This is a genomic window from Streptomyces alkaliphilus, assembly GCF_014141535.1.
GTDB classification, from domain to species: domain Bacteria; phylum Actinomycetota; class Actinomycetes; order Streptomycetales; family Streptomycetaceae; genus Streptomyces; species Streptomyces alkaliphilus.
In genome coordinates this window covers 1-9,175 of the sequence record NZ_VKHT01000092.1, presented here as the reverse complement: position 1 = coordinate 9,175, position 9,175 = coordinate 1, and the positions used below count along the sequence as shown (strand labels likewise).

The 9,175-nt window shown below is 71.7% G+C and carries 5 protein-coding genes and 1 tRNA gene; all 6 read right to left on the bottom strand.

The window, feature by feature from the left end:
- Positions 1-1,948, bottom strand: a 1,948-nt coding sequence (locus FNQ90_RS05455) for a vWA domain-containing protein (RefSeq protein WP_182605217.1), incomplete at its 3' end; no start/stop codon positions are given.
- A gap of 381 nt (positions 1,949-2,329) precedes the next feature.
- Complete coding sequence (locus FNQ90_RS05450) at positions 2,330-2,491, bottom strand: DLW-39 family protein (protein ID WP_153426668.1); 162 nt, start codon at positions 2,489-2,491, stop codon at positions 2,330-2,332.
- Between the two features lie 231 nt (positions 2,492-2,722).
- Positions 2,723-2,796 (bottom strand) — tRNA-Ile (locus FNQ90_RS05445).
- A 104-nt stretch (positions 2,797-2,900) separates the two neighbouring features.
- A complete protein-coding gene (locus tag FNQ90_RS05440) occupies positions 2,901-3,575 on the bottom strand; it encodes a DUF3566 domain-containing protein (protein WP_407699307.1) in 675 nt (224 codons plus the stop codon).
- A 186-nt stretch (positions 3,576-3,761) separates the two neighbouring features.
- Positions 3,762-6,416, bottom strand: a complete 2,655-nt coding sequence (gene gyrA / locus FNQ90_RS05435) for a DNA gyrase subunit A (RefSeq protein WP_182605216.1) — start codon at positions 6,414-6,416, stop codon at positions 3,762-3,764.
- 139 nt (positions 6,417-6,555) lie between these two features.
- Positions 6,556-8,616, bottom strand: coding sequence for a DNA topoisomerase (ATP-hydrolyzing) subunit B (gene gyrB, locus FNQ90_RS05430; RefSeq protein WP_143617965.1), 2,061 nt, complete (start codon positions 8,614-8,616; stop codon positions 6,556-6,558).
- Between the last annotated feature and the right edge of the window lie 559 nt (positions 8,617-9,175).

Here is a 9,175-nt window from a genome sequence, read left to right as displayed (position 1 = left end):
TCAGCGGGGCGCCCCATCCCGCCCCGTCGGCGGCACCGGACTCCCCGGGGGCGGCGGAATCGTCACCGTTCCCGGCATCCCGTTCCCCGTCGTCCCGTTCGCCCTCGTCCTCCGCCCCGGAGGCGTCCCCCTCACCGGCGGAGACCGGGACGGCGTCGTGACCCGGGCCGGTCAGCTCCTCGCCCACCACGTCCACCCGCAGCACCACGCCGATCGCCGCGTTGCGCGCGATCTCCGTCGCCCCCGGCCCGAGCGAGACGGCGATGTAGTGGTCACCGGGCGACCGCACCGGGGTCACCGCCGCCGAGCTCTCGTACCGGTTGGTCCAGGTCACCGGCACGGTCCCCATGTCCACCGCCGACTCCTCACCCCGGTAGGGGCGGTCCGCGCGGAAGTCACCGCGCCCGATCGGCGCGCGGTGCGGCGCGTACGCCACGGTGCGCACCCACGAGGACGCGGAACGCTCCTCCAGCGTCGGCTCGTTGCCGAACTCCACCCGGTAGCGAAGCTGTTGCCCCCATCCCACAGGCACCCGATAGAAACGGGTCTGGGCCGGCAGCAGGCGGTCCCGGTGCACGCCCGGGGCGAGTTCCACCGCGTCGTTGAAGCCGGTTCCGCCCTCGATGTCCACGGGCTCGTCGGTGGGCAGCGGCGAGTCCGGACCGGCCGCGCCGTAGGAGGTGGCGGAGGCCGCCGGCCGCACGTCATCCGGCAGGGGTTCCTCCACCGCCACCCGCAGTTCGATCGGCCAGTGGGCGCCGTCGGAACCCTCCTCGCTCTCCCGCTCCACCGACAGCAGGTACCGACCGGCCGCGTCACAGGTCGCGTTCCCGTTCGGGCTCGGCACCCGGGAGACGGCCCCGGTCAGGATCATCGCGCCCTCGTCGTCCCCGAAGCGCACGTCCTGCCGGACGCAGCGGCGCAGTTTGTCGGAGGACTCCGAGAGGGTCAGGAGCAGCCCGTCGCGCCGGTGCACGGCCACCCCCGGGTGGGGCACGGCGGTGACCGCGACGTCGGCGGTGGACACATCGTCCAGGTCCACCGCGTACCAGCGGGTCTCACCGGGGCCGATCCGGTCCAGATATCCGCCGGGCTCCAGCGTCGGCGCGGAGGCGGCGTCCGCGCCACCGTCCACCTCCTCGCCCTCGAAGCGGTAGCCGTCGGCGGACAGTCGGGCGGCGCGCTCCAACTCCCGACCCAGCGCCTCCCCGTCGGGGGCGTCGTAATAGGTGCCGTGCCCGGCCTCCGCGATGCACTCCAGCTCGGCGCGGCCCTCCTCGCCGATCCGGAAGCCGACGGTGTCGATCCGCAGGTCCACGCCGTCGCCCGCCAGTCGCTCGGCCACCTCGCAGGGGGGCTCCCCGTCGCAGTTGGACTCGCCGTCGGAGATCAGCAGCACGGTGCGGCGGGCGATGGCCCCGTGCGGCACCTCGGGAAGATCCTCCACGGCCCGTTCCAGGGCCAGCGAGGTGGGGGTGTTGCCGGTGGGGCCGACCGACCCCAACGCGTCCCGGATGGCCTCCGGATCCACCGGCTCGACCGGCTGCGCGAGCCGGGTGTCGGTGCAATCGCTGTTCTCCGAGCCGTACAGCCGCAGCCCGGTGGGGTACCCCTCGGGAAGGGCGTCGACGGCGGTGCCCAGGGCCTCGCGGGCGTCGTCCATGCGGGTGGTGCCGGTGCCGTCGTCCTCCGCCATGGAGCCGGAGGCGTCCAGCACGAGGATCAGGCCGCCGGGGATGTCGGCGGGCGCGGCCCGGGCCGTGGCGCCGCCGGGCACGCCCGGCGGGAGGAACGCCGGAATGGCGGTGAGGAGGGCACCGGCCACGACCGTGAGGGCCGTGAGCGCGGCGGTCGGCCGGCGCGCCGACCGGGCCCCGCCCCGGCGGGCGGTTCGGCTCATGTCGCCCCGGGTGTGGTGCCCGGTCGGCGTACCCGGTATCGCGCCCATGCGTGCTCTCCCCCTCGTCGCTCGACCCGCTTCCCGGCACGATCGCGCAGGGGCGGCCGGCCTCACCGGGGCCCGCCCCGGCGCGAACCCCGATGAGCACCGTATGAGTTTGCACGCGCACACAACAAGACGAGGCGTGTCACGGTCTCGACACAACCACCCCACCATGATCACGAAGGGGCGGTCCGGCTCCACCGGCCGCGCGCCCGGGGGGTGGTTCACGGCGCAGTGATCACCGCCGCACACGACACCGCACGGGGCCGCACGGGGCCGTCGATGCTCCTCCACACACCGCGGGCCCCGCACCGCCCTGTGGCGGTGGGGGCCCGTACCGGTCCGACCCGTGGCCGGATCCGGCTCACGGGACGCTCCGGGAGGCGTTCAGTGTTCGGTGGCGGTGCCGACACCGGCGGGAACGGCGTCACCCGGAACCGGGTCGGTGGCATCGGTCCACAGATCCTGCTCGGCCTTGCCCTGCTGGATCTGGCGGTACACCAGGATGCCGCCCGCGGCGACCAGTGCGACCAGGAGGAGCTTCTTCACCGTGCTACCTCGTCCTTCTTAGACATCATATGGAGCATCCGGCGCCGATGATACCCAATCGTGTCCTGCCGAACGGGGCCCGCTCGCCGGGTCGCGACGCCCGTTTCCGGGCCCCCGGGGCCGTTGGCGTCAACCGTGGGCGTCAAGGAGGCGGGGACCCCGGGAACGGCCGATGTCGGCCTCGGATGTCAAACGCCCCCAGCCGGTCTCGGCTGGGGGCGTTCGCGCCGGTGGGGCTAACAGGACTTGAACCTGTGGCCTCATCCTTATCAGGGATGCGCTCTAACCATCTGAGCTATAGCCCCGCGCTGCACCGAAAGATTAGCGCATGGTCCGGCCCGCTCCCAAATCGGTTCGGGTCCGACCGGTCGGGGACATCCGGTGCCCCGGAGACCCCGACCCACCGGGATCACTCGTCCTCGGCGAGGGTCAGCTCGACGCCGCCCACGAAGCCCGCGGAGAGGTTGTACATGAAGGCCCCCAGCGTGGCCAGGGCGGTGGCCAGCACCACGTCGATGGCGGCGATCAGACCGGTGAACATCAACACCCGGGGCAGGGAGAGGAACGCCTCCAGGTCGAACCCGCTGCTGTTCTCCGTGCCGGTGGCCTCGCTGATGGTGGCGCCGATGGTGGAGAAGACCCCCATCGAGTCCATGACCATCCACAGCACCGCCACGGCGACCACGCCGCAGATGCCCAGCGCGATGGAGAGCAGGAAGCTCACCTTCATCACCGACCACGGGTCGGCCTTGGCCACCCGCAGCCGCGCCTTGCGGGTGCGGGGCACCGTCCGGGCCCCGGTGCGCGGACGCCGCACCGCCTGCTGGAGTTGGTCCGCCGGGCCGTAGCCGACGTCCCCGTGCGGGCCGGGCTGCCCCGGCCGGCCGCCGGGCTGCTGTCCCCGGCCGGGCCCGTCGGTCTGCGGACGCAGTCGGGTGGTCTCGTCCGGCCGCGCCCCGGATCCGTCGGCCGCGGGCAGCGCACCGGCCGGAGCCTGGTACGCCTGGGGCGGGTGGTAGCGCTCCGCCTGGCCCTTCTCCTGCCCATCGGGGGCATAGGGGTCCACGGGTCGGGCACTGGTCATCGTGGTTCCCCCACGCGTCGATCCTCCCCGGGAACGGGTGTCCCCGGAGCCGTGCTCGCCGCCGGGGGCCTCCCGGTCGTCGGCGGGTCGGGAGGGCCGGTCGGGCGTGGTGCCCGGTGCGTCCGGTGCCCGTCCGTGCTCTCCCCCGCCGCCGCCCCGGGGGGCGCCCTCGGCTGCGCTCACGCCTTACTCCTCGTCGCCGTCGGCCTCGCCCGATGCGATACCGGTCGTGACGTCCGCACCGGACCCGGCGGTTCCGCCGTCCGCGCCGTCCGCCGGGTCGGCGGGACCCGCCGCCTCGGCGACCTCCTCGGCCTCCCGGCCCGCCTCCGCGTTCCGGGCGACACCGACCACCGCATCGCGCTTGCCCAGGTTGATGAGCTGGACGCCCATGGTGTCACGGCCGGTCTCGCGGATCTCCTCGACCCGCGTGCGAATCACGCCCCCGGACAGGGTGATGGCCAGAATCTCATCCGTTCGCTCCACCACCAGGGCGCCGACCAGGGAGCCCCGGTCCTCGACGATCTTGGCGGCCTTGATGCCCAGGCCACCGCGCCCCTGCACCCGGTACTCGTCCACCGGCGTGCGCTTGGCGTAGCCGCCGTCGGTGGCGGTGAAGACGAAGGTGCCCGGCCGCACGACGTTCATCGACAGCAGCTCGTCGCCCTCGCGGAAGCCCATGCCCTTCACGCCGGAGGTCGCCCGGCCCATCGGCCGCAGCGCCTCGTCGGAGGCGGTGAACCGGATGGACTGTGCCTTGCGGCTGATCAGCAGCAGGTCGTCCTCGGCGGAGACCAGCTCGGCGCCGATCAGCTCGTCGTCCCGCCCGTCGGGCATCTGGCGCAGGTTGATGGCGATGACGCCACCCGAGCGGGGCGAGTCGTAGTCCTTGAGCGGGGTCTTCTTCACCAGGCCGGACTTGGTCGCCAGCACCAGGTACGGGGCCGCATCGTAGTCCCGGATGGCGAGGATCTCCGCGATCCGCTCGTCGGGCTGGAAGGCCAACAGGTTCGCCACGTGCTGACCGCGCGCGTCCCGGCCGGCGTCCGGCAGTTCGTACGCCTTGGCCCGGTAGACGCGGCCCTTGTTGGTGAAGAACAGCAGCCAGTGGTGGGTGGTGGAGACGAAGAAGTGGTCGACGATGTCGTCCTCCTTCAGCTTCGTGCCCCGCACCCCCTTCCCGCCGCGCTTCTGGGCCCGGTAGTCGTCGGTCCGGGTGCGCTTGACGTAGCCGCCCCGGGAGATGGTGACGACGATGTCCTCCTCGGCGATCAGGTCCTCGATGGACATGTCGCCCTCGAAGGGCACCAGGCGGCTGCGCCGGTCGTCGCCGAACTTGTCGACGATGGCGGCCAGTTCCTCGCTGATGATGGAGCGCTGCCGCTCCGGGGAGGCCAGGATGGCCTGGTACTCGTTGATCTTCGCCTGCAGTTCGTCGTGCTCGGCGGTGATCTTCTGCCGCTCCAGGGCGGCCAGCCGGCGCAGCTGCATCTCCAGGATGGCGTTGGCCTGGATCTCGTCGATCTCCAGCAGCGACATCAGGCCGCCACGGGCCTCCTCGACGGTCTGGCTGCGCCGGATCAGCGCGATGACCTCGTCGATCGCGTCCAGCGCCTTGAGCAGGCCGCGCAGGATGTGCGCACGCTCCTCGGCCTTGCGCAGCCGGAAGCGGGTGCGGCGCACGATGACGTCGATCTGGTGACCCACCCAGTTGCGGATGAAGGCGTCCAGCGACAGGGTGCGCGGCACGCCATCCACCAGTGCCAGCATGTTGGCGCCGAAGTTGGTCTGCAGATCGGTGTGCTTGTAGAGGTTGTTGAGCACGACCTTGGCGACGGCGTCCCGCTTGAGGACGATCACCAGACGCCGCCCGGTGCGCGAGGAGGACTCGTCGCGCACGTCGGCGATGCCGCCGACCCGGCCGTCCTTGACCAGTTCGGCGATCTTCAGCGCCAGGTTGTCCGGGTTCACCTGGTAGGGCAGCTCGGTGACGACCAGGCACTGCCGGCCCTGGATCTCCTCGACCTCGACCACCGATCGCATGGTGATCGAGCCGCGGCCGGTGCGGTAGGCCTCCTCGATGCCGGCACGGCCGACGATCAGCGCCCCGGTGGGGAAGTCGGGGCCCTTGATCCGCTCGATCAGCGCCTCGAGCAGCTCGTCCGGAGTCGCCTCGGGGTTCTCCAGGTACCACTGGGCGCCGGCGGCCACCTCCCGCAGGTTGTGCGGGGGGATGTTGGTGGCCATGCCGACCGCGATCCCGGCCGAGCCGTTGATCAGCAGGTTGGGGAAGCGGGCCGGCAGGACGGTCGGCTCCTGGTTCCGGCCGTCGTAGTTGTCCTGGAAGTGAACGGTCTCCTCGTCGATGTCCCGGAGCATCTCCATGGCCAACGGGGCCATCTTGCACTCGGTGTACCGCATGGCGGCGGCCGGGTCGTTGCCCGGCGAACCGAAGTTGCCGTTGGAGTCCACCAGCGGCATCCGCATCGCCCAGTGCTGGGCGAGCCGCACCAGGGCGTCGTAGATGGAGGAGTCGCCGTGCGGGTGGTAGGTGCCCATCACGTCGCCGACCACGCGGGCGCACTTGTAGAAGCCGCGCTCGGGGCGGTAGCCGCCGTCGTACATCGCGTACAGCACGCGGCGGTGCACCGGCTTCAGGCCGTCCCGGACATCCGGCAGGGCGCGGGAGACGATGACGCTCATGGCGTAGTCGAGGTAGGAGCGCTGCATCTCCATCTCGAGCGTCACCGGCTCGATTCGGTCCCCCACCTCGGCGGCCAGGAGGGGCGCGACGGGGGATTCGGCGGCGCCGTCCGGCGGGGGGGTGATGTCCTCGGCCATGTGGGTGGGTCCGTTCCCTTCGGGGCGTGGCGAGCTGGTTCGGTCCCGGAGTCCGGGAGGGGGCCGGATGGTGCCGGCGGTCGGCCGACGGGGACGGGACGCGCCGGGCGCCGGGGCCCGGCGCGCCCGTGTCCGACCGTCAGATGTCCAGGAAGCGGACGTCCTTGGCGTTGCGCTGGATGAAGGAGCGTCGGGCCTCCACGTCCTCGCCCATCAGCACGGAGAACAGGTCGTCGGCGGCGGCGGCGTCGTCCAGGGTCACCTGGCGCAGCAAGCGCTGGGCGGTGTCCATGGTGGTGATCCGCAGTTCCTCGGCGTTCATCTCGCCCAGACCCTTGAAGCGCTGGATGGAGTCCTCACGGATCCGCCGGCCCTGCTCCCGGCCCCGGCGCAGCAGGACGTCGCGCTCGCGGTCGGAGTAGGCGTACTCGAAGTCGTCCCGACCCCACTTGATCTTGTACAGCGGGGGCTGGGAGAGGTAGACGTGGCCGGCCTCGACCAGCGGCCGCATGAAGCGGAACAGCAGGGTCAGCAGCAGGGTGTTGATGTGCTGGCCGTCGACGTCGGCGTCGGCCATGAGGATGATCTTGTGGTAGCGCAGCCGCGAGATGTCGAAGTCCTCGTGGATACCGGTACCGAAGGCCGAGATGAGCGCCTGGACCTCGGTGTTCTGCAGGACCTTGTCGATCCGGGCCTTCTCCACGTTGAGGATCTTGCCGCGGATCGGGAGGATCGCCTGGTACTGCGGGTCCCGACCGGACTTGGCGCTGCCACCGGCGGAGTCGCCCTCGACGATGAAGATCTCGCACTTGGTCGGGTCGTTGGACTGGCAGTCGCTCAGCTTGCCCGGCAGTGAGGCGGTCTCCAGCAGCCCCTTGCGGCGGGTCAGGTCGCGGGCCTTGCGGGCCGCCACCCGGGCGGTCGCGGCCTGGATGCCCTTGCGGATGATGTCCGCGGCCTCGGTGGGGTTGCGGTCCAGCCAGTCCGCCAGGTGCTCGTGGACGATCTTCTGGACGAAGGTCTTCGCCTCGGTGTTGCCGAGCTTGGTCTTGGTCTGGCCCTCGAACTGCGGCTCGCCGAGCTTGACCGAGATGATCGAGGTCAGGCCCTCGCGGATGTCCTCGCCGGTGAGGTTGTCGTCCTTCTCCCGCAGCAGCTTCTTCTCCCGCGCGTAGCGGTTGACCAGGGAGGTCAGCGCGGCGCGGAAGCCCTCCTCGTGGGTGCCGCCCTCGTGGGTGTGGATGGTGTTGGCGAAGCTGTAGACACCCTCGGTGTACTGGGTGTTCCACTGCATCGCGATCTCCACCGACAGCAGCCGCTCGGTGTCCTCCGCCTCGATGGAGATGACCGAGGGGTGCACCGGCTCGCCCTTGCGGGAGTTGAGGTGGCGCACGAAGTCGACGATGCCGCCCTCGTAGTGGTAGACGACCCGCCGCGCCTGGTTCTCGTCCTCGCTGCCCGCGGTGTCCGCGCCGGCGGTCTGCTTGGCGGCCTCGCGCTCGTCGGTCAGCGAGATGGTCAGGCCCTTGTTGAGGAAGGCCATCTCCTGGAAGCGCCGCGAGAGCGTCTCGAAGGAGTAGTCGGTGGTCTCGAAGATGTCACCGTCGGCCCAGAAGGTGACGGAGGTGCCGGTGCGGTCGGTCTCCTCGTGCCTGGCGAGCTCCGCGGTCGGGACGCCCAGCCGGTAGTCCTGGGTCCAGCGGTGGCCGTCCGTGTGGATCTCCACCTCCACCCGGGTGGAGAGGGCGTTGACCACCGAGACGCCGACGCCGTGCAGACCGCCGGAGACGGCGTAGCCGCCGCCGCCGAACTTGCCGCCGGCGTGCAGCACGGTGAGCACGACCTCGACGGCCGGCTTGCCCTCCGAGGGGACGATCCCCACCGGGATGCCGCGACCGTCGTCGATGACGCGCACGCCGCCGTCGGCCAGCAGCGTCACGTCGATGCGGCTCGCGTGTCCGGCCAGGGCCTCGTCCACGGAGTTGTCGACCACCTCCTGGACGAGGTGGTGCAGACCCCGCTCCCCGGTGGAGCCGATGTACATGCCGGGGCGCTTGCGGACGGCGTCCAGGCCCTCCAGGACCGTGATCGCGCTGGCGTCGTAGGAGGAGTCCGCCGGAGCGGGGGTCGCGGCGGCGGCCGGGGTGTTCTCGTTGAAACTGCCGGAATCGGCCACGAAGCGCCCTTTCTGGCACAGCACGAGCCGGCTCCGCGGGAGAGCGGAGCGGCCGTGTCACTCGACATGGTCCGCGGTGAGGCGGGGTCTCCATTCTACCGGCAGGACTGACAGCAATGGCGCTTTGCCGGGCCCTGAAGGCACATGAGATGCCCTGAACCGATGGCGTCCGACTCCCCATATGCGGCCCTACCCCCGAAACGGCTCACGGGGGCGCACAGCGCTTCGGAGTGTCAACCTTCGGTAGCGTGATCGGGATCACACCCGGGGGTCCGTCCCGGCCGTCCGCGGACCCCGTGAAAGGGGCCGGGACACGCCGTGCCCGACACCGTTCCGACACTCCTGCGCGAGGGACCGGGAACCCCTCGACGGGGCGTGCGCGACCCGGGCCGCGCACCGGCCCCGACCGCCCCGGGAGCCCGCCGGGGCGCGGAAAGGGCCCGGAACACGCCGCGACACCGCGGACGGGCCGGACCCCACCGCCGGGGGCCGGCCGGGGCCGCTCCGCCTCGGGAACCGATCGGCCCCGCCCTCCCCCGGCGTCACATCCCCGGAAGACGACCGGGCGGGGTCACCCGTAGGT

What these genes read in the sequence shown, in the direction of transcription:
- FNQ90_RS05440 (WP_407699307.1), bottom strand. Translation starts at nt 3,575, where the DNA reads ATGACCAGTGCCCGACCCGTGGACCCCTATGCCCCCGATGGGCAGGAG.
- gyrA (WP_182605216.1), bottom strand. Translation starts at nt 6,416, where the DNA reads ATGGCCGAGGACATCACCCCCCCGCCGGACGGCGCCGCCGAATCCCCC.